Origin of the sequence: Micromonospora sp. CA-248212, assembly GCF_050948405.1 — a bacterium.
In the GTDB taxonomy this organism is placed as follows: domain Bacteria; phylum Actinomycetota; class Actinomycetes; order Mycobacteriales; family Micromonosporaceae; genus Micromonospora.
The window spans coordinates 2,148,888-2,167,848 of sequence record NZ_CP192023.1; the positions used below are offsets into that span (position 1 = coordinate 2,148,888).

Sequence of the window (18,961 nt, forward strand, 5' to 3'; positions counted from 1 at the left end):
ACACGTAGCGCGGGGTGGATCGGTTCACCTGGTGAACCGGGCCGGCCGCCGATCCGTGTACGCCCCAGTTGCCGAGACGGGTCGGGAGGGTGCGGAGATGAGCGATGCGATGAGCAGGCCGGCGGGGGAGTGCGCGCGATGAGCGAGATCCTCGTTCCGGGCGCGGAGTTGGAACGCGTACACGAGCTGCTGCGGCGTACCAAGGAGTTGATGGACAGCGCGTCGGTCCGGTCGATGGGCGCGGTGGTCGACACGCTCGGGCAGCGCGGCCTGGAGGACGCCGCCCGGCACTTCGAGAAGCGGTGGGGCGACGGTCGGCACGTCGTGGGCAAGGACCTGGGGGGCGTACGCGACGCCGCGAAGGCCGTCGCCGACGCGTTCCGGGAGACCGACACCCAGACGGTCAACGCGTTGACCGCGCCGGACCAGCAGGCGGCACAGTGAGCGCCCCGACCCAGGCCCATGCCGCGACGCCCACCCCGACCGGCTTCGAGCTGCGCACCCCGCAGGCGTGGGTCGACTTCGCGGTGGCCGACGAGGCGAGCGAGAACCGGCTCGGCGAGGAGGCGCGGGGCCACGCCCTGACCGGCGGGTTCACCGCCGACCAGGCGGGCCGCTTCGCCGAGCAGGTACGCCGGTCGGTACGCCAGGCCCGGCGCGGTGGCGCGGTGCACGCGGCCGGCGTCTTCGAGATGTACGAGGACGGCCCGCTCACCGCCACCGTGGTGGTCGCGGTGGTCACGCCACCGGCCAACGGCGACATCCTCGGCGCGTTGACGGCGGTGGCGCACCCCAACCGGGCCGACGGGACCTGGCGGCGGGTGACCACCGCGACGATTCCCCGCATCGGCACCGTCGGTCGGGTGTACGGCATCCAGAACGTCGTCCAGGACGGCGTCACGATGCGGTGCGCGGTGATGCACACCGTCGTACCGATGCCGGGATCGGCGGACGTCGTGGTGGTCACCGGGTCGAGCCCGAACCTCGCGGAGGCGGAGGACATCTTCGAGCTCTTCGGCGCGATCACCGAGTCCCTGGCGTTCACCTGGGACGACGACCGGCCGGTGCTGGCCGCGCGGCCGGAGTCTACGGGGACGACCGACGCCTGAGCGGTGATCGACGAGGGGGACACCGCAGCGCGGTGTCCCCCTCTCGTTCGGGTTCTACTCCGCTGGCGTCACCAGTGACCGCAGTGCCACCGGATCGGTGCGGGGCACCTGCACCAGGCGGACGGTGCCGTCGCCCAGGTGCAGCAACGCCCGACCCAGGCGTCCCCCGCCGAGCTGGCCCCGGCTCAGCTTGGCGCCGATCAGTTCGCCGTCACCGAGGCCCTGTGGGCTGAGCAGCGCGCCCTGCCGGTTGCGCCGGGCGTCGACGTGCCAGCCGCCGAAGCCGCCGGACAGGCCGTCGATGGTGCCCGCCATGACCAACCCGAGCCCCCGTTCCGCGCCGGTTCGGGCGATCTCCCCGAGGTCGCTGCCCGCGTCGCACTTGAGCAGCAGCTCGGCGTCGTCGAGCACGACCACGGCCGGTCCGCTTTTGCGCTCCAGCGCGGCCGTCAAGATGGCGGAGGTGAGGTTCTCGCTCGCGACGAGGTCGAGCACGCCCGGGAGGTCGGCCAGCTCGCGCAGCGGCGATCTGCGGGGCGCCGCCACGACCACCTCGGTCCCCCTGCGCAGCAGGGTGGCGACCATCGTCAGCAGCGCGGTGCTCCGTCCCGAACGAGGTGGACCCGCCAGGACCAGGGTCGGGACGACCGTCAGGTCCGGCCCGATCGCGGTGAGCTCGTCGCCGCCCACACCCACCATCGTCCACAGCGGCCCGTCGGGTCGGTGGAGCGTCTCGGTGTCCGCGAGGGTCAGTTCGTCGGGCAGCACGTCGATCCGGAACGGACGGTCGCCGGACGCGACGTCCGCGTCCCGCCGCCGGGCCGTCTCGGCGATGTCGGCGAGTACGCGCGCCTGCCCCTGACCCGAGGTGTCCTCGCCGAGCAGGGCGATCTGCGCCTCGGCGCCGTCGGACGCCCGGATCGCGCGACCCGCCTCGATCTCGTCCGGCAGTTGCCGATGGTTGATGCCGACCATGCTGTAGTCGCCGCGTTCGGTCAACCGCAACACCAGCTTGTCGTCGGTGGTGGACGAGATCCGGCTGGAGAACATCGCCCGGTCACCCGCGAGCACCACGTGGATGCCCGCCCCGGCACCCTCGCGCAGCAGGGTCAGCAGAGCGGCCATGATCGTGCCGTTGTCGTAGTCGGCGAAGGTCTTGTCGAAGACCTCGAACCGGTCCAGGAGCACCAGGATGTGTGGCGGTCGCTCACCCGGGGCGGCACCCGTCCGGTACTCCACCATGCTCGCCGAGCCCCGGGTGGCGAGCAGCTGCTGCCGCCGGCCCAGTTCGGCGACGAGACGGGCGAACAACCGGCCGAGCCGCTCCGCCTCGGTGCGCTGCACCACCGCCCCGCAGTGCGGCAGGCCGTTGAGGGCCAGCAACGCCCCGTTGCCGCAGTCGACGCCGTAGAGGTGGACGTCCGCCGTGGACTGGACGCGGGCGACCGCCCCGGCGATCGTCCGGAGCGTCTGCGATCGGCCGCTGCGCGAGGAGCCGATGACGTGCAGGTGCCCGAGCGTGGAGAGGTCCAGTGCCAGCGGCACCTGGTCCTGCTGGGCCGGAAGGTCCACCAGCCCGTAGGCGACCGCCGGGAGGTGGTAGTCGCTGGCGCGGGCCGGGGGCAACGCGTCGACGGTCAGCGAGGTGGGCAGCGCCGCCAACCAGGGGCTGTGCTGGGCCGGGATGCCGAGCCGTTCGCTCGCGTCCCGGATCGCCGTCACGAGCACCGCGAGGTCGGTCAGCTCGGCCGACGGCGCCGCCTCGCCGGAGCGGCGACGTGGCGCGGGGCGACCGAGGTCGGGAAAGGACAGTGGCGCCAACCAGGGGGCCGGGCGGTCGGTGCTGCGCGCGCCGGGGCGGAACCCGCCGACCCGGCCGGCCTGGAACGGCACCAGCGACGACTGGGCGAGACGGACGAAGGCGCGACCGGGCGTCGACTTCGAGATGGCGGCCGCGTCCGGGGCGTTCAGCACGTCCTGGCTCTCGCTGCTGTCGGTGACCCGCAGGGCGATGCGCAGGTTGGTGTTGGCCCGGATCTCGGGGGAGACCACGCCGCCCGGTCGCTGGGTCGCCAGCACCAGGTGGATGCCGAGCGATCGGCCGCGCTGGGCGATGTTGACCAGACCGGTCACGAAGTCGGGCAGGTCACGCACCATCGACGCGAACTCGTCGATCACGATGAGCAGGCGCGGCATCGGGACGCGGGACGGCTCGCGGCGCAGCAGCTCCACGTAGTCGTCGATGTCCTTCGCCCCGGCCTCGGCGAGGATGTGTTCGCGTCGGCGCAGCTCCGCCGAGAGCGACGTCAGCGCCCGGCCCACCAGGTGGGTGTCCAGGTCGGTCACCATGCCGACGGTGTGCGGCAGGAGGACGCAGTCCTTGAACGCGCTGCCGCCCTTGTAGTCGACGAGCACGAACGTCATCGCGTCCGGACGGTTGGCCACGGCGAGCGAGGCGACGAGGGTCTGCAGCAGCTCCGACTTGCCGGAGCCGGTGGTGCCGGCCACCAGGCCGTGCGGTCCGTCCCGTTTCAGGTCGAGCGCGAACGGCCCGTCGAGCGACACCCCGAGCACCGCCTCGGTGGTCCGACCACCCGAGGTCCACCGGGCCGTCACCGCATCCGGCTCCGGCGGCTCCATTCCGAGTACGTCGAGCAGCCGACTCGACCCGGGCAGGGCGCTCTCCTCGTCGGCGCCACCGATGTCCCGCAGCGGCGCCAGCGCCCGCGCCGTCCGGTACAGCCACTCCGGCGACACGACGTCCGGGTGGACGTCGCCGATCGGGGCGGCGAGGGTCTGCGTCACCAGCAGCGACCCGTCCTCCTGCTGGGCGACGACCGCCTGGCACTCCTCGGGCAGCAGCCGCTCCTCGGCGTCGAGGCAGATGGCGTACACCCCGACCGCCGGTCCTTCGCGCAGGATCTGGGTGACGCCGGGCAGGGACCGGAGTTTGCGGGCGCCGTCGAGCACCACGAGGATGTCCCGGAACGCTCCGCTGCCCCGCTCGCCGGAGCGGGACGAGATGATGGCCACCAGCTCGCCGACCCGGCGGGCCAACGTCTGGGTGTCGGTGCCGACCGTGGCGAGGGTGTCCTGACCGTCGCGGGGCCGCAGGTGCGGCAGCCACCCCGCCCAGGCCCAGCCGCTCTCGTCGGCGGTGCCGCAGAGCAGGTAGATCTGCAGGTCCTCCGGGCTGTGCAGGGCACTGGCCTGGGCCATCATCCACCGGGCCGTCGTACGCGCGACGGCGTCGCCGGCCACCCCCACGACACCGTGCTTGCGTACCGGCACGGTCGCCGGTACGTCGAGGGCGCTCCACCGGACCTCACGCCGGTTCTCGTCCTGGCTCAGGTCGCGGAGCACCACGTCCGACGGCAGGTCCGCGCTGCCGACCCGCAGCTCCAGGAAGTCAGGATCGGTGCGGCGTCGCTCCCACAGCCGACGCTGCGGGCCGGTGGCGATCAGCCCCATCGACGCGGGATCGGGAAAGTCGTCCCGGCGGACCGACCGTTCGGCGGCCAGCGCCTCCTCGGCCTCGCCGCTGATGCGGGCCCGCTTCTTCTCGTACTCGGTGAGCCGGGAGCGGTAGGTGGCCCGGCCCTGACGCCGCGCGCCGATCTGGCCGGCGATCAGCACCAGCGGCGACAGGATGGCGAAGAGCAACGTGAGCGGGTTGCGGGTGACGACGAACGCGGCACCGGAGAGCACGACCGGCGCCAGCACGGTGATCAGCGTGAGCGGCCGTCGCTCCGGAGGCGCCGGCGGCCCGGGAAGCGTGAACTGGGTGGTCCGCGCCGCGGGCAGTAGGCGGGGCGGACGGTTGTAGTCGAGGCCCGTACGGTCCTCCGAGATCTGGAGCGCCGCCTCGTCCCGCAGGGGGCGGCGAAGCTCCAGCAGGGAGGAGCCCGCGGCGAGTTGCGCTCCGGGCTTCCAGATCCGCTCCTGCTCGTCGACCTCCACCCGGTCGAGCAACAGGCCGGGCTCCATCGGACGGAGCCAGCACTCCCCGTCCTCGGTCACCCGCAGCCGGGCGAGCACGGGAGCGAGCGGGTCGTCGTGTACGCGGACGTGGTTGTCGTCGGCGGCGCCGACGGCGTGCTCGCCGATGGCGAGCGGGTACAGGTTGCCGGCGCCGAGACCGCTGACCACCCGGATCTCCAGCGGACCGGCCGCCGGTGGCGGTGACACGGACGTCGGACGATCCAGCTCGACGACGCTGCCCTGCCACAGCGGGGCGTCGGCGAGCGTCAGCCCGGGGTCGAGGGGAGCGCCGGCGACGAAGATCGTCGGTGCTCGGGTGCCGGGTTCCGGACGGCGCCCCGCCAGCACCTCGGCGAGCTCCGCGACGGTGGAGTCGAGGGCGGCCTCGACCTGGTAGTCGGTTGCGGGGGTGGACTGATCCGTGACGGTGAGCAGCAGGCGCACGGGTATCTCCTGGTCGGGCGATCCGTCGGGAACACGGTTGGGGCCGCGTGGTGATCGCTCACCACGCGGCCCCGACCGTTTGTCGCGTCAGCGGCTGAGGCTGGCGGCGGTCTGCGTGTCGGTCTCCGAGAAGGCGTCGCTGACCTGCGTGAGGTACTGGCTGATGCCCTCCATGCCGTGCAGGGTCTGGTCGACGCTGCCCTTGTACTCCTCGAAGTACGGACCGAACTGCTGCTGCGCGCCCGGGGTGTTGTAGCCACCCTGGATCAGCGTGTCGATCTTGCTCTTGGCCTGGGTCATCCCGTCCAGCAGAGTCTGCATGTTCTGCTGCAGCCAGCTCGCGGACTCCTGGATGTCCTCGCTGACGATGTGGTACGTGGCCATGTCGCCCTCCCGTATTCCTGTGGTTCTGCGGGTCGGCGAGCGGTCCCCTCGTGGACCGTCTTGCGCCGATGCCGCCACCCACACGGATGCTCGCGCCATCCGGTTCAGGGCAAGTTCGAATCCGTCCGGGCTGTCCGTCGCGGTACGGCGATGAACCGATTCGGTACGGCGTCCGTGTGGGTGCCGGACCTGTGCACGAGCCCGGTCCACACCGAATACGAGGTGGAGCGAACATGGTGCAGAGAGCGCGGATCGCGATCGCGGTGATCGGCCTGGCGGCGCTGACCGCGTGCGGGGAGGCCACGGGGGCGGGCGGCACCGCGAGCGCGCCGACCCAGGGGGCGTCCGTGGCCGCGTCGGTCACCGCGACCGCGGACCCGGGCCCGCAGGTCATCGAGGTCAGCCCGGTGCCGCCGCCGACCGTGGCGAAGACGCAGCGCCGCGTCCAGATCTTCAGCGGGCGGTCCGACGTCCCCGTCTCCGGTAGCCCGGACCGCGGTCAGGGCAGCAACGTGGTGGCGTTGCGGGCCATGGAGCAGCCTGACATCGGCACGTACGTCGCGGACGGCCAGGGCAGGACGCTCTACCGGTTCGACAAGGACTCGGCGAAGCCACCGAAGGCGACCTGCGCGGGTGACTGCGCCAGGACCTGGCCCCCGTTGCTCATCTCGTCACCCGGCCGGATCTATCCCGACGGCGTCGACCCCCAACTCGTCGGGTACGTCGAGCGCGCCGACGGCACCTGCCAGGTGACCGTCGGCGGCTGGCCGGTCTACCTGTTCGCCAAGGACACCGCGCCCGGCGAGATCCGGGGCCAGGGAGTCGGCGGCACCTGGTTCGCGGTCGCCCCGACCGGCGCGAAGACGAAGCCGCTACCGGAGGTCGTCACCGTGCCCACCCCCACCGCCCGCTGAGATCGTGGAGTCGACGATGAGCCCGGACGGCGCGTCCGACAGCCCGGCGGTCACCGGCGCGGGGGCAGCCCTGCGGGCACCCCGCTGGAAGCCGGCTCCTGGGCCGCAGTGGGGGCCGGCGGCGACCGTGCCGACGGCGAGACGCTGGCGGCCCGCTCCGAAACTCGTGGTGGCCGTCGCGGTTCCGGTCGTCCTCCTGGTCGTCGCGGGGACGGTCGTGGCCGTGACCCGGCCCGACCTCCCGCGACAGAAGGTCCTCGACACGGCCGCCCTGCAACGCCAGGTGCTGACCGTGCTCCGGGCCGACTACGGGCTGAACGCGGACACCGTCGCCTGCCCGGTCGACCAGCCGGTCATCGAGGGCCACCGGTTCACCTGCACCGCCGAGGTGGACGGGGCTACCGTCACGACCTGGGTGACGGTCCGGTCCACGGGCCAGTTGGAGGTCGCGCGCCCGAAGTAGCCGGCCAGGGCGGGCGGGTTCGCTGCCGGGCCGGCCGGGTCGGTAAGAGTTCGTCACGAGGCTGGTAACTGGCCGACCGTAGCGTCGGGGCCGGGCCGATCGCCGGTTGCCGGACGTGCCGGTGGCGGGCCCGCTCGTAGACCAGCTCGTTAAGGACCAGGCACCAGCGATGACAACGGCTCCCCACACCTGTGCGGCGTCCGCCCGGACTCCCGCGCTTGACGAGTTGATGGCCGAGAACTTCGGGCCGCTGCTCACCTTCGTCGAGAGGCTCGTGGTGGACCACCACCTCGCCGAGGACATCGTGCAGGAGACGTTCATCCACGCCTGGCAGAAGGGCGCCCGCCTCCGCCCCATCGAGGTCCCGATCGGCGACTGGTTGATGACGGTGGCGCGTGACCTGGCCGTCGCGTCGCTGCGGGAGGTCGCCGTCGGGCGGGAGAGGATCGAGCCGGAGGTCGACGCTGCCCAACCGGACCACGCGGACGCCGCCGTCGCCGCGGCCGAGGCGGTCTCGATGCTGCGCCGGCTGTCCGTCGAGCACCGCGCGGTGCTGCTGCACACCTACCTGGCGGGACGGACCACCCACCAGACGGCCCGTGCGCTGGGCGTCCCGGTCCGGACCGTCCGTTCCCGGCATCAGGACGCGCTCCACACCCTGCGGACGAGCCGCCCGGCGGCCTGACCGGGCCGGTTCGCCCGCCAGCTCAGGCGGGGGAGCGCAACCGCGAACCGGAGGCGTCAACGATCCGTTTCGCGCCGTGCACGGTGACCCCGGTCAGCCGGATGCCCCCCAACGTCTCGGGGATGTGCGGATCGGTGGCGAGGACGCCGTCGCGGACGTCGAGCCCGAGCATCGTCCGCAGGAAGAGCAGGGGCGCCCCGCTGGCCCACGCCTGGGGGTTGCAGGCGGTGGGGTAGGGCACGGGTCGTCGGCCCAGTGACCGGTCGTACCCGGAGAACGCCTCGGGCAGGCGGTAGTCGAAGTGGGCCGCCGCTTCGAGCAACGCCATCGCGATGCGGTTGGCCTCGTGCCGGTGGCCGTACCGGGCGAGCCCGGCGGCGATGATCGAATTGTCGTGCGGCCACACGGTCCCGAGGTGGTAGCCGATCGGGTTGTACCCCACGTCCGTGGTCGACAGCGTCCGTACGCCCCAGCCGGAGAACATCTCGTCGGACATCAGCTGCCGCGCCACCAGGGCCGCCCGCTCGGGCGGAACGATCCCACTCCACAGCAGGTGGCCCATGTTCGAGGTCATCGAGTCGATGGGGCGTTTCTCCGCGTCCAGGCCGATCGCGTAGTAGCCACCGCGCTGTGGCAGCCAGTAGTCACGGTTGAACCGCTCCCGCAGATCGGCGGCCTCGGTCCGCAGCCGTCGCGCCAACGGGGCGTCGGCCCACGGCCCGTCGGCGAGTTCCGCGGCGCGTACCTTCGCGTCGTAGGTGTAGCCCTGGATCTCGCAGGTGGCGACCGGCAGGTCGGGGAGCCTGCTGTCGGCGAACTGCACGCCGTCCGGCGAGTCGCGCCAACACTGGTTGCGCATGCCGTTCGGAGAGCGCGTGCCGTACTCGACGTACCCGTCACCGTCGCGGTCCCCGAACTCGTCGATCCACCGCAGCGCCGCGTCGGCGTTGGGCCGCAACTGCCGCACCAACGCGTCGTCGCCGGTCCACCGCCAGTACTCGGAGAGCAGGATCAGCCAGAGCTGGGTGGTGTCGGCAGCGCCGAAGCAGGGGCCGTAGGGCTCGATGCCGAGCTGCGTCAGCTCACCGGAGCGGAACTCGTGCAGGATCTTGCCGGGGTCCTGGTCGCTGAAGTCGTCGACGACGGTGCCCTGGTGCGCGGCGAGAGCGACCAGCGCCCCGCGCGCGACGTCCGGACCGCAGGTGATGCTCTGGTACGCCGTGATCAGCGTGTCCCGGCCGAACAGAGTCAGGAACCAGGGCATGCCGGCGGCCAGCAGCACGACCTTCTGGCCGTTGATCTCCTTGACGATGCGCATCGACACCAGGTCGACGGCCGTCTTGTGGTAGACGTTGCGCAACAGCTCCGAATCCGCGCTGAGATCCGGTTTGTTGGTCGTCCACCGCGATGCCACGTCGTCGGGGTCGGTGGCGTGTGCCTCGCCGAAGACACGGCTGGTCGGCTGGAAGTCCGTACCCTGACAGTTCAGCAGCACGCGCACCTCGCACCCCCAGGTGTCGCCGCGCTCCAGGCGCACTTCCCAGGCCAGCGAGTCGCCCTCGACCCGGTCGGCCGGGGGACTGGCCTCGACGGTGGTGCCGGCCGACCAGCCCGAGTTCCGGTAGGAGAAGAGCAGGGCGGAGCCGTCCCGCCGGTGGTTCCGTCGGATATCGGCGAGCCGGCTCCGCCCCGCTCGCTTGATTTCGAAGAGGTCGGCGAAGTCCACGCCGACATCCAGCCGCAGGCGTACGGAGACCGGTTCGACGCCGAAGTACTGCAACTCGATCCGCTCGTACATGCCGTCCCCGACGAACCGCTCCCGGCGCAGCCCGATGCCGTTCGCCCGCAGGTTCGGTAGCTCCGGGTTGGCGAGGAAGAAGGCCGCGGAGTAGGCGTCGACGGTGCTGGCGCTGAGCACCAGCGGGGCGTGTCCGTCGAGCGTCATCTCCCAACGGCTGAGGTAACGGGTGTCGTCGTGCACCAGTCCCGCAATGGAATCGGCGGGCACGTCGCCGACAGCATTGGACAACATGAAGGTTCGGCCCTCGAATATGCCAACGGAATCGGAGCCGAGTTCCGGAGGCATGTCACGGTTGGCTCCGCCGTGAGGGCGTTCCTGCTGTTTCGTCGGCCGAGAATTCATGGCACCCGCACCTCCCCGTTGGCAGGGGCGGCCCCGCCGTACACGCTCGCAGTCTAGGAGCCGAAAGGGCAGTCTCGCGGCCGTATCGCCTGGAATCCACGGAGTCGGCGAAAAAGCGACGAACGGCGTCGGAGAGGCCCTGCCTCGTGTATTCCGCGCAGTGACATTTCTATTGTCGGGTGCCGTGCTCCACCGTTTCGTCCGGATCGCGTCTCGGTGACGGGTCGTCCTCGGCCGCGCACCCGTAGACTGGCAAGCTCGGTGGTGGCGGCGGGTACGGCGAAACAGGAGATTGAATTGTCGATTTCGACCGATGCCCGCCACGGAGAAGACGGACCCCGGCCGACCGACGGCAGCCTGCGTTTCGAGATCCTGGGTCCCCTGCGACTGTGGCGTGACGGTGTCGAGGTGGACGTCGGCCCCCGACAGCAGGGCCGCCTGCTGGCCCTGCTCCTCGCCCGCGCGGGGCGACCGGTCAGCGCGACCGACCTCATCGAACTGGTCTGGGGTGAGGACGCTCCGGCCAGCGCCACGAACGTCATCCACAAGTACGTCGGCGCGCTGCGGCGGCTGATGGAACCCTCGCTCCCGCTGCGCGCTTCCGGCACGTACCTGCGGCGGCACGGTAGTGGCTACCTCTTCGCGCCCGCGCCCGGCTCGCTGGACCTGTTCCGCTTCCGTGAGCTCGTCGGGGCCGCCCGCGCCAAGCTCACGGCCGGCGACCGTCACGCGGCGCTGGATCGGTACGCCCAGGCCCTGGGGCTGTGGCGCGGGCCCGCCGGTGACACGTACGCCCACGGCACCACCTCGATGTCGATCTTCGCGGCGCTCGATCAGGAATTCCTCGACGGGTGCGTGCCGGCGGCCGAACTCGCCATGTCACTGGACCGGCCGACGCGGTTGCTCCGGCCCCTCCGGCTGGCCGCCTCGATGGCGCCGTTCCACGAGCCGGTGCAGGCGAGTCTCATCGCCACGCTCGGGGCGAGCGGCCACCAGGCCGAGGCGCTGGGGCTCTTCCGGACCGTCCGCACCCGTCTCGTCGAGGAGCTGGGCATCGATCCGGGCGAGGCGCTCCAGGCCGCGCACCGGCGCGTCCTGGCGGGGACGGCGACCTCGGTGCCGAACGGCCAGACCGGCCCAGAGACGCGGCGGCGCGACCGCTCGTGGCCGGTGCCGCTGGTGCGTCCGGCGCAGCTCCCACCCGATCTCCCCGCCTTCGTCGGACGTACCGCCGAACTCGCGACTCTCGCCGGAATGTGCGAGTACACGGCCGACGCGCGCGGGACGGGTCCGCTGGTTGTCGCACTCGACGGAATGGGCGGCGTGGGCAAGTCCACGCTGGCCGCGCACTTCGCCCACCTGGTCGCCGGGGAGTTCACCGACGGCCAGCTCTACCTCGACCTGCGCGCGGAGCAGCCCGAGACCGACAGCCTCTCGGCCAGCGATGCGCTCGGATCCCTGCTGTCGTCGCAGGGTTTCCACATGTCCAGCGTCCCGGAGACGCTCGCCGCACGGGTCGGCATCTACCGGAGCCTCACCGCCGGCCGGAAGTTGCTCGTGTTCCTCGACAACGCGCTCGACGCCGCCCAGGTGCGCCCCTTGCTGCCCAACTCCCCGGAGTGTCTGGTTCTGGTGACCAGCCGCAGTCCGCTCGTCGATCTCGCCGTCCGCGACGGAGCCCACCTGCTGCATCTCGATCCTCCGGACATGCCGACCGCCCGAAGGCTGGTCCAGCGCCGGCTGAAGGACGCGCCGAACCGCTCCCCGGCGGGCAGCGCTGAGGTGTCCGACACCCTCGACGAGATCATCGAGATGTGTGGGCGCCTGCCCCTCGCGTTGGCGATCCTGGCCGGCCGGTTGAGCGCGCGTCCGCGACTCGCTCTGGAGGACGTCGCCGCGGAACTCCGGGACGGCGCGCGGCGACTCACCGCCTTCTCCGGCAACCACGGCGGATGCGATCCGCGTGCCGCCTTCGCCTGGTCGTACCGTCAGCTCAGCCCGGACGCGGCACGGCTCTTCCGGCTGTCCTCCGCGGCCATGGCGGCCGGCGTTTCGGCCGAGGCCTTCGCCAGCATGTCCCAGACCCCGCTGGAGCAGACGCGGGCCATGGTGCGCGAACTCGCCGAGGCGGCCCTGCTCGACGAGGACGACCGGGGCCGGTTCACCTCGCACGTCCTCGTCCGGGCGTACGCGCAGGAGCTGATCCTGGCGGCGGAGTCGGTCCGCGACCGGGAGGCGGCGATCGACCGACTTCTGCACCACTACCTGCACAGCAGCCACCAGGCCGCGCTGCGGCTGGTACCGACGAGCCCGGCGGCTGCCCCCACTCCGGCCCCGGCCGGCGTCATCGCCGAGCGACCCGGTTCGTACGAGGCCGCGATGCGGTGGTTCGACGATCACCGGGAGGTCCTGTTCGAGGCGGTTCGCCGTGCGGCGGAGGGCGACTTCGGTGTCCCACCCTGGCGGCTGGCTCTCACCATCTGGCCGTGGTTGCGGCTCACCGGGCGGTTCCACGACTGGCAGGACGTGATGCGGGTGGCTCTGCGGGCTGCCAACGGCAGCGGGGATGACCTGGGTGCGGCCCACGCTATGTGGAGTCTGGCCGATTCCTGCTTCCACTTCGCCAGCTACGACGAGGCACTCGACCTGCTCACCCGCGCCCGAGAGATCTTCACCGAGCGCGGCATGATCGCGGAGTTGGGCGGCGTCCACAGTGCCCTGCACCGGATCCACAGTCAGCTCGGCCGGCACGAGCGGGCACTCGCGGAGAACGAGCGAGCACTGTCCCTCTACCGGGCCGCCGGCTTCGAGCAGGGCGAGATCTGGGCGTGCGTGGCCCGGGGCCGGACATTGGTCCGACTCGGTGCTCCCGGCGAGGCCATGGGGTGCCTCGACGAGGCGCTGGCCCAGAGCGAGAAGGTCGGACCAGGGACGGACGAACCGGCGATCCGCATTCTGATCGCCGAGTGCCTGGCGTTGCTGGGGCACCAGAGCCACGCTCGGGACCAGCTCGAGCAGGGCCTCCGAGCGGCCGTCGAGGCGCACAGTCGGATCGACGTCTTCGAGGCGTCCGCCCAGCTCTGCGGGACCCTGCTGGATCTCGACGATGTGCCCGGCGCCTGTCAGGCCTGGCGGGGGGCCTGCGACGCCATGCACGCCATGCAGAACGGCGGGACCCGTCGCATGCGGGACACGGTCTGCGACCTGGGGGACAGGCTCCTCGAGGTCACCCCCTTCGCCTCGCGATCCGAGGACACGCAGCGGTGACGCGTGTTCCCGGGGATGGGCGTGCCGCTCTGCGGTCGACCGCCTGACCAGGGCTTTAATGGGTCGGACCGACCATGTCGGTCGATTGCGCGGCACTCGGTCGGTTGAGCGTGTTATCGATAACATGCTATGTTCCGGCGCGGGGAGTGAAGGGCACGCTCCCAGTCACTGCAGTCAGTCGGCGCAGGCATGCCGAGGGCCCGCCCTCCCGCCGCCGCACCGATCGGTGACCAGTCCGGGCCGCTCCGCCACTGCCAGGCGACCGCGCGGTCGTCGGACGCCCCCCCGGTCCGGCCGCATTCCCCGCATTCCATGCCCCGTCGCGGACAACCCGGCAGCGACGGTACGGCCCGTACACCACCCGTGTACGCCGCACCGGCCGCACGAGCACGTCGGCCCGCAACGGAAGGACGTCCTGTCACGGCACCTCGTCGGTCGGCCCTCGTCCCGCCCGCGCGGGCGAGCACCCCACCCGGCACGAACCGGCTCGAGGTGCATGTCGTACGCACGATCAACGGCAAGGAGTCGAGCAATGGTCAGACGGAGACAACTACTGACGTTCGTCGCGGCCGCGGCGGTTCTCGTCGTGGCTACCGGCGGCGCGTTGACCGCCGGGTTCCGCGGCGAGGCGGCGGCTGCCACGAACGGCACCCTGGCGGCGACCGCGGGCTGCGGTAAGGCGCCCACCCTCACCAACGGGACACGCACGATCACCAGCAGCGGCCAGAGCCGCACCTACATCCTCCAGATCCCGAGCGGTTACGACCGGAACCGCCAGTACCGCCTGGTCTTCGGTTTCCACTGGCTGAACGGATCGGCCAACAACGTCGCCTCGGCCGGCTACTACGGCCTCGCGCCGCTGTCGAACAACAGCACGATCTTCGTCGCGCCGCAGGGCATCAACGCCGGGTGGGCCAACACCAACGGGCGGGACCTGACCCTCTTCGACGACATCTCCAGGCAGGTCGAGAACGACCTCTGCGTCGACACGACGCAGCGTTTCGCCCTGGGCTGGAGCTACGGCGGGGCCATGAGTTACGCGGTGGCCTGTGCCCGACCCAACGTCATCCGCGCGGTCGCGGTGCTCTCCGGCGCGAACCTCAGCGGCTGTAGCGGCGGCACCCAGCCGGTTCCGTACTTCGGCATCCACGGCATCCACGACAGCGTGCTCAACATCTCGCAGGGTCGGGCTTTGCGCGACACGTTCGTGCGGAACAACGGCTGCACGGCACAGAGCCCACGCGAGCCCAGCCAGGGCAGCCTGACCCACATCACCACCACCTACTCCGGCTGCCGCTCGGGGTACCCGGTGCAGTGGGCCGCGTTCGACGGCGACCACACCCCGAGCCCGGTCGACGGGTCGGGCAGCCCCAACGACTCGCGGACCTGGACCTCGGGTGAGATCTGGCGGTTCTTCAGCCAGTTCCAGTCGACGACTCCGCCCACCACGCCGCCGCCGACCACGCCCCCGCCCACGACGCCGCCGCCGACCACCCCGCCGCCGACGACGCCGCCGCCGACCACCCCGCCGCCGACCGGTGAGCCGGGCACCTGCGCCGCCACCTATCGGGCGATCAACAGCTGGCCGGGCGGGTTCCAGGGCGAGTTCACCGTCACCAACGGGACGTCCGGCACGATCAACGGCTGGACGGTGCGCCTGACCCTGGCCAATGGCCAGGCCATCAGCAGCCTCTGGAGCGGTGTCAACACCGGGACCACCGGCAACGTCACCGTGCGCAACGCCGACTACAACGGCACGCTCGCGCCGAACGCCTCGACGACCTTCGGATTCACCGCCACCGGAGACGGCGCCACCCCGCCCGGCAACGTCACCTGCACCAGCCCCTGAGCACGGATGCCCGGGCCGGGAGTCACCGACTCCGGGCCTGGGCACCGGGGCGGGCGCGGCCGGCAGTCCGTCGATGAATCCTCGCGAGCACGGCTGCGGCAGCGGGGAAGACGCGGCGCTTTATGCGCGAATGTCGATGTTAGCGTCAGTCATTCTGGGTTGCCGAGTACGTCGGCCCGGGTTGTCGGGCGGTGGGTGGCCGGGCAGCAGGCGTGCGACCGGCGTCAATGGTCGGACCCGACGGGTCGGCCCTGCTTTACGCGGATGTTACGTCTTGACGAACAGCATGTTATCGCTCACAGTCGATGGTCAAGGACGACGTCGGGTGCGATGTACCGCCGGCCGACTTCGTCGACCGTCAATCCGACACTGTCCGCAGCACGCAGGGATCGTGTTAACGCGAACATTCCCGCCGTGTGCGCCCGGTCGCGTGTCGTGGTGCGCCTAGCTTCGGGGAGCCGTTCGGCTCCCTGTGATTGAGGAGGAACATGTCCGCCATTGATACGACCCCGGCGATAGCGCCGCCCTCGCGGCGGCGAGGGCGGTTGGTACGAGCGGCAGCCGCCAGCGTGGCGGCGGTGGTGGTCGCTGGCGCCGCCGCGATGGCGGTGTCGTCGCCCGCGGCTGCGGCGACCGTCGACACGAGCGCGTGGTACGTCCTGGTGAACCGCAACAGTGGCAAGGCGTTGGACGTCTACAACCTGGCCACGAACGACGGTGCGCGGATCACGCAGTGGACGCGTAACAACGGCAACCAGCAGCAGTGGCAGTTCGTGGACTCGGGTAGTGGTTACTACCGGGTCAAGTCGCGGTTGTCCGGCAAGGTGCTGGATGTTTCCGGCCGGTCGACGGCCAACGGCGGGGCGATCGTGCAGTGGTCGGACAACAACGGGACCAACCAGCAGTTCCGGCTGGCCGACTCGGACAGTGGGTACGTGCGGTTGATCAACCGCAACAGCAACAAGGTCATGGAGGTGCAGGGCGCCTCGACGGCCGACGGTGGCAACATCGTGCAGTACGACGACTGGAACGGCACCAACCAGCAGTGGCAGTTCGTCCGCGTCGACGGCGGGGGCAACCCCACCACGCCGCCGCCCACCACGCCGCCCCCGGGTGGCACCTGTGACCTGCCGTCGTCGTACCGGTGGTCGTCGACCGGGGCGTTGGCGCAGCCGAAGTCGGGCTGGGTGTCACTCAAGGACTTCACCGTCGCCCCCTACAACGGCCGGCAACTCGTCTACGCCACCACCCACGACTTCGGTTCGTCGTGGGGGTCGATGAACTTCGGTCTGTTCACCAACTGGTCGGAGATGGGCTCGGCCAGCCAGAACACCATGAACAGCGGCACCGTCGCGCCGACCCTGTTCTACTTCGCGCCCAAGAACATCTGGGTCCTGGCCTACCAGTGGGGCGGTGCCGCGTTCTCCTACCGCACCTCCACCGACCCCACCAACGCCAACGGCTGGTCCGCCGCCCAGACCCTGTTCAGCGGCAGCATCACCGGCTCCGGCACCGGCCCGATCGACCAGACCCTGATCGCCGACGACCAGAACATGTACCTCTTCTTCGCCGGCGACAACGGCAAGATCTACCGCGCCAGCATGCCGATCGGGAACTTCCCCAGCAGCTTCGGCTCCAGCTACACGACCATCATGAGCGACTCCACCAACAACCTCTTCGAAGCGCCCCAGGTCTACAAGCTCCAAGGCCAGAACAAGTACCTCATGATCGTCGAGGCCATCGGCGGCCAGGGCCGCTACTTCCGCTCCTTCACCGCCACCAGCCTCAACGGCAGCTGGACCCCCCAGGCCGCCACCGAGAGCAACCCCTTCGCCGGCAAGGCCAACAGCGGCGCCACCTGGACCAACGACATCAGCCACGGCGAGTTGATCCGCACCAGCGCCGACCAGACCTTCACCGTCAACCCCTGCAACCTCCAACTGCTCTACCAGGGCCGATCGCCCTCCTCCAACGGCGTCGACTACGGCCTACTGCCGTACCGACCGGGCGTGCTCACCCTGCAACGCTGACCTGACGCACGACCGAGGGGCGGGCCCGGCACCACGCCGAGCCCGCCCCGCGTCACGTCCACCGGCCCCCGTCTCTGCCAGGCTGGGGCATGCCCTTGAGCGCACACCACCTCAGAACGTCAGTCGCCGTGTCCGATATCGCACGGGCGGTCGCCTTCTACGAAGGCAGGCTGGGCCTGCGGGCGCTGCGGTCCGCGCCCAGCGCCCACATCCCCGACGGCAGCCGCATCTACGCCTCCGGCGGCGGACCGGCCCTCAACGTGTACCAGTCGGTCACCGCCGGGACGACCGAGGCGACGCTGGCGACGTGGTACGTCGACGACCTCGACGAGATCGTCGACGAACTCATGGCCGCCGGCGTCGACCCCGTGCGCTACGAGCAGTTCGAGCACGACCCGAAGGGGATCACCGCGCGGGCCGGAGGTGGGCGTATCGCCTGGATCCAGGACCCGGACGGCAACACGTTCGCCATCGAGGCGGATGTCTGACCGACCGCCGTTCCCCTGGCGCTGGCGCTCACAGATTCCGTTCCACCTCGGTCAGCCGGTCGCTGAGAAATGCCCGTTCGACGTCGTTGTCGGTGAGGGTCAAGGCCTCCTCGTAGGCCGTCCGGGCCTGCCGCCACTGCCCCAACTGGCGCAGGAAGTCGGCCCGGGCGGCACTCAGGTATCCGTACGTGGCCAGGGCCGGGTCGGCGAGCAGTGGGTCGAGCGCGTCGAGGCCGGCCCGGGGTCCGTCGCGCAGCCCGATCGCGACCGCCCGGTTGAGATCGACCACGGGGGAGGGCCAGATCCGGAACAGGGTGTCGTAGAGCGCGACGATCTGGGCCCAGTCGGTGTCCTGCCAGCTCGGCGCCGCAGCGTGCAGGGCGGCGATCGCCGCCTCCAACGCGTACCGCGTCGGAGGCCGTCGACGCAGCGCGTCGGCGACCAGAGCCCGGCCCTCGGCGATGAGCTGCCGGTCCCAGCGCGAGCGGTCCTGCTCGGACAGCAGCACCAGACGCCCGTCCGCGGCTCTGCGGGCGTCCTGGCGGGCGGCGTTGAGCAGGAGCAACGCGAGCAGTGCGCTGATCTCGGCGTTGGTCGGCATCAGCAGGTGCAGCATGCGGGCCAGCCCGACCGCGCTGTCCACCAGGTCCTGGCGGACCAGCTGGGCGCCGAGCGGCGCCGTGTGGCCGGTGGTGAAGATCAGGTGGACGACCTCCAGGACCGCGCTCACCCGCTCCTCCAGCTGGTCCGGGCCCGGCACCCGGTACGGGATGCGGGCCGCGGCGATCTTCTTCTTGGCCCGGGTGATGCGGGCGGCCATGGTGGCCGGCTGCACGAGAAACGCGCGGGCCACCTCGGGCGTGGACAGCCCGCACACCAGACGCAGCGTCAGGGCGACCTGGGCGTCCCGGGCCAGGGCCGGGTGTGAGCAGGTGAAGATGAGGCGCAGCCGGTCGTCGACGAGACCGTCCTCCGGCCCCGGCGTGGTCTCGTCGGCCACGAGCAGGGGCATCTTGCGACGGAACACCGACGCGCGGCGCAGGACGTCGCGGGCCCGGTTACGCGCGATGGTGGTCAACCAGGCGCCCGGCCGGTCCGGGATGCCGGTCTGCGTCCAGGTCTCCAGGGCCCGGGCGAACGCGTCCTGGGTGCACTCCTCGGCCAGGTCGAGGTCGCGGGTCAGGTGGGCCGTGGTGCTGAACAC

13 protein-coding genes are annotated in these 18,961 nt (G+C 71.3%); 9 read left to right on the forward strand and 4 right to left on the reverse strand.

Features of this window, described 5'->3' with window-relative positions:
* The first annotated feature begins 138 nt into the window (after positions 1-138).
* A complete protein-coding gene (locus ACQP03_RS10650) occupies positions 139-444 on the forward strand; it encodes a hypothetical protein (RefSeq protein ID WP_357120592.1) in 306 nt (101 codons plus the stop codon).
* Complete coding sequence (locus tag ACQP03_RS10655) at positions 441-1,109, forward strand: hypothetical protein (RefSeq protein ID WP_363661501.1); 669 nt, start codon at positions 441-443, stop codon at positions 1,107-1,109. The genes ACQP03_RS10650 and ACQP03_RS10655 overlap by 4 nt, the downstream gene beginning before the upstream one ends.
* Before the next feature lie 54 nt (positions 1,110-1,163).
* On the opposite strand, the gene ACQP03_RS10660 is transcribed toward ACQP03_RS10655, so the two are convergent.
* Both ACQP03_RS10660 and ACQP03_RS10665 read right to left on the reverse strand, forming a co-directional pair.
* Entirely contained in the window at positions 1,164-5,534 is a 4,371-nt protein-coding gene (locus tag ACQP03_RS10660) for an FtsK/SpoIIIE domain-containing protein (RefSeq protein ID WP_363661500.1), read from the reverse strand.
* A gap of 87 nt (positions 5,535-5,621) precedes the next feature.
* Complete coding sequence (locus tag ACQP03_RS10665) at positions 5,622-5,918, reverse strand: WXG100 family type VII secretion target (RefSeq protein WP_007457407.1); 297 nt, start codon at positions 5,916-5,918, stop codon at positions 5,622-5,624.
* Between the two features lie 233 nt (positions 5,919-6,151).
* Here ACQP03_RS10665 and ACQP03_RS10670 point away from each other — a divergent pair, with 233 nt between their 5' ends.
* The 3 genes from ACQP03_RS10670 (at position 6,152) to ACQP03_RS10680 (ending at position 7,980) form a co-directional block, all read left to right on the forward strand.
* Positions 6,152-6,832: a hypothetical protein gene (locus ACQP03_RS10670; RefSeq protein ID WP_357171476.1), complete on the forward strand. Its 681-nt coding sequence runs from the start codon at positions 6,152-6,154 to the stop codon at positions 6,830-6,832.
* Between the two features lie 16 nt (positions 6,833-6,848).
* Positions 6,849-7,295, forward strand: a complete 447-nt coding sequence (locus ACQP03_RS10675; RefSeq protein ID WP_357171477.1) for a DUF4333 domain-containing protein — start codon at positions 6,849-6,851, stop codon at positions 7,293-7,295.
* Positions 7,296-7,464: 169 nt separating this feature from the next.
* Positions 7,465-7,980 (forward strand): sigma-70 family RNA polymerase sigma factor, encoded by a 516-nt coding sequence (locus tag ACQP03_RS10680; RefSeq protein WP_357120577.1) that lies wholly within the window; start codon positions 7,465-7,467, stop codon positions 7,978-7,980.
* A gap of 22 nt (positions 7,981-8,002) precedes the next feature.
* On the opposite strand, the gene ACQP03_RS10685 is transcribed toward ACQP03_RS10680, so the two are convergent.
* Entirely contained in the window at positions 8,003-10,012 is a 2,010-nt protein-coding gene (locus ACQP03_RS10685; protein ID WP_433460839.1) for an amylo-alpha-1,6-glucosidase, read from the reverse strand.
* 408 nt (positions 10,013-10,420) lie between these two features.
* Here ACQP03_RS10685 and ACQP03_RS10690 point away from each other — a divergent pair, with 408 nt between their 5' ends.
* From ACQP03_RS10690 to ACQP03_RS10705, 4 genes are all read left to right on the forward strand, one after another.
* The gene (locus tag ACQP03_RS10690; RefSeq protein ID WP_357171479.1) at positions 10,421-13,390 is read left to right on the forward strand and encodes an AfsR/SARP family transcriptional regulator; all 2,970 of its coding nucleotides are present in this window, start codon (positions 10,421-10,423) and stop codon (positions 13,388-13,390) included.
* 532 nt (positions 13,391-13,922) lie between these two features.
* Entirely contained in the window at positions 13,923-15,239 is a 1,317-nt protein-coding gene (locus ACQP03_RS10695) for a cellulose binding domain-containing protein (protein WP_357120568.1), read from the forward strand.
* 488 nt (positions 15,240-15,727) lie between these two features.
* The gene (locus tag ACQP03_RS10700) at positions 15,728-17,269 is read left to right on the forward strand and encodes a non-reducing end alpha-L-arabinofuranosidase family hydrolase (RefSeq protein WP_357171480.1); all 1,542 of its coding nucleotides are present in this window, start codon (positions 15,728-15,730) and stop codon (positions 17,267-17,269) included.
* Between the two features lie 128 nt (positions 17,270-17,397).
* Positions 17,398-17,757, forward strand: a complete 360-nt coding sequence (locus ACQP03_RS10705) for a VOC family protein (RefSeq protein ID WP_357120562.1) — start codon at positions 17,398-17,400, stop codon at positions 17,755-17,757.
* 28 nt (positions 17,758-17,785) lie between these two features.
* On the opposite strand, the gene ACQP03_RS10710 is transcribed toward ACQP03_RS10705, so the two are convergent.
* Positions 17,786-18,961 carry an RNA polymerase sigma factor gene (locus ACQP03_RS10710; RefSeq protein WP_396832280.1) on the reverse strand — a complete coding sequence of 392 codons (1,176 nt, stop codon included), beginning with the start codon at positions 18,959-18,961 and terminating at the stop codon, positions 17,786-17,788.